Consider the following 2,686-nt stretch of genomic DNA (forward strand, 5'->3'; position numbering starts at 1 on the left):
TACCGGGGGCGGTGATCAGGCCACCGCCGGTGTTGGTCAGGCTGCCGTTCTTGAGGTCCAGGGTGAGGCCGGCCTGGCTGAACAGCTCGCCGCTGTTGGTGAGGCTGGCGGTGGTGACCGCGAGATCCTTGGCACTGGCCAGGCGGCCGGCGTTGCTCAGGCTGCCGGCGGTGACGGTAACAGTGTCGCTGCCGATCAGGCGCCCGGTCTGGGCGTTGTCGAGCGTACCGGTAGTGGTCAGACTTACGGCGCCCTTGGCACTCAGGGTGCCGCTGCCGTTGGCCAGGCTCGCGCTGCTGAGGGTCAGGCCGCCATCGGTGACCAGTTGGCCGCCTTCGTTCTGAACGGCGCCGCCGGTGACGGTGACGGTCTGCTGGCCGGCACTGGAGATCAGGCCCTGGCGGTTGTCCAGGTCGGCGGCAGTGAGGTCCATGGTACCCTCGCTGAGCAGTTCGCCCTGGTCGTTGAGCAGTAGCCCCTCGCCGTCGGCCTGGGCGCCCGTCAGGGTTACCCGCTGGCCTTGGCGGCTGGTGAGCAAACCGGCGCTGTTGTCGAGGCTGGCGGCTTGGACGTCCAGGCCGGCCGCGGACAGGGTGCCCTTGGCATTGGCCAGGGCACGGGTGATGCGCAGGGTCAAGTCGGCGTTGCTGATCAGCTTGCCGCCACTGTTGTCCAGGCTGTTGGCGGCCAGGGTGAAGGCCTGGCCGCTGCTGATTTCACCGGCGTTACGCACGGTGTTGAGGTTCTTGAGCAGCAACGCACCCGGCGCGGTGATGAGGCCACCGGCATTGTTGGTGAGGGTGCCGTTCTTGAGGTCCAGGGTCAGGCCGGCCTGGCTGAACAGTTCGCCGCTGTTGGTGAGGCTGGCTGTGGTGACCACGAGATCCTTGGTGCTGGCCAAGCGGCCGGCGTTGGTCAGGCTGCCGGCGGTGACCGTGAACCTATCGCTGCCGACCAGGCGGCCGCCCTGGGCATTGGTGATGGCACCGGTAGTGGTGAGGGTGGTAGCGCCCTTGGCACTGAGGGTACCGGTGCCGTTGTCCAGGCTGGCGCTGCTCAGGGTCAGGCCGCCGTCGGTGACCAGTTGGCCCTTGTCGTTCTGTACCGCACCGCCGGTAACGATGAGGGTCTGCTGGCCGACGCTGGACACCAGGCCCTGGCGGTTATCCAAGCCAGTGGCCGTAAGATCCAGGGAGGACTGGCCGACGATCCGGCCTAGGGTATTGTCGAGTACGCCGGTGGTCAGGCTCAGCGCTTGCTTGGCGCTGAGGGTGCCGCTGCCGTTGTTCAGTCGGGCACTGGTCAGGCTCAGTCCCGCGTCGGTCACGACACGTCCCCCCTCGTTTTGCACGGTGCCGCCCGTAACGGTGAGGGTCTGCTGACCAACGCTGGAGACCAGGCCCTGGCGGTTGTCCAGGCTGGCACTACCGAGCGTTAGGCCGCCTTGGGCGAGGAGCTTACCCAGGGCATTGTTCAGCGCGCCGCTCAGGGTCACCTGGAGGTCGCCGCCGGCGTTCAACACACCGGCGGCACTGTTGTTCAGGTTGGCGCCGGTCACCCGCAGTCCTTGCCGGGCGGACAGTACGCCGCTAGTGCTGTTGTCGACCGTATCCATCGTGGCCGTTAGGTCGCCACCCGCGATGACCTTGCCGCCGCTGTTGAGCAGGCTCTGCCCGGTGAGGCTGACGTTGCCGCTCTGGCTCGACGCTTCGCCGCCACGGTTGTCGATCGCGCCCACCCGCAGCTCGAGGCCGGTCTTGCCGGCCACCAGTGCATTGCCGGTGTTGCCCAACCTGTCGGCGATGAGGGTCAGCTGGCCCTGGCTGATGAACTGGCCATCGAGCTGGTCGAAGCGGCCCAGGGTCGCCGTCAGGTTGCCCTGGCTGCCGAGCTGGCCCCCGTCGTTGTTGACCTGGTTGCCCGTCAGGGTCAGGGTCGCATCGCTGGCCAGGACGCCCTGGGCGTTGAGCAGTTGATCGAAGCTCAGGACGCTGGCACCGGCGCCATAGAGGTTGCCCTGCTGACGGTTATCCAGGGTGCCCGTCACCCGGGCCTGCAGATCGCCATGGCTGACTAGGTTGCCGCCGCGGTTGTCCAGGGTGCCGGTGAGGGTCAGGTCCAGGCCCGTCGTGCCGATGAGTTTGCCCTGGCGGTTGTCGAGGCCCTGGCCTTGCAGGCTCAGACGATCCTGGCTGGAGAGCTCGCCGTTGCCATTGGTGGTTTGCCCGAGATTGGCTGTGAGGGCACCGACGCTGGTCACTACCCCCTGGGTATTGTCGAGGGTCGTGGCTTGCACGTTCAGGCTGCCACGGCTCTGGATGCGGCCTTGGGCATTGCCCACCGACGCCGCCGCGAGTCGCGCCTGGCTGCCAGCGCTCAGGGTGGAACCGCTGTTGTCGAGGGTGCCGGCGGTGGTGGCGGTGAGGGTGCGGCTGGCGATCACGGAGCCGCGGTTGCTGATGTGCGCGCCCTGCAGGCTGACGTCGCCCGCGGCATTGCGGCTGTTGTCCGGGTTGACCCCGGCTTCGACGATGCCGCCGTTGGTGAGCTGACCCGCAGCGCTCAGGGTGATGGCGTTACCGGCCGCCACGCTCTGGCGCACCTGGAGATCGCCGCCGCTCTGGGCGTTGACGCTGCCGCCGGCATAGAGTGGTCCCTGGGCGTCGAGGCCCTGGCCCTTCAGGGC

General features: G+C 68.0%; 1 protein-coding gene. It reads right to left on the reverse strand.

Annotated elements, in window-relative coordinates; translation table 11 throughout:
• Window positions 1-2,686: beta strand repeat-containing protein (locus RND78_RS27600; RefSeq protein WP_409457153.1), on the reverse strand; the 2,686-nt coding region annotated here is incomplete at both ends.

Source organism: Pseudomonas oryzihabitans (genome assembly GCF_032027545.1).
GTDB classification, from domain to species: domain Bacteria; phylum Pseudomonadota; class Gammaproteobacteria; order Pseudomonadales; family Pseudomonadaceae; genus Chryseomonas; species Chryseomonas oryzihabitans_F.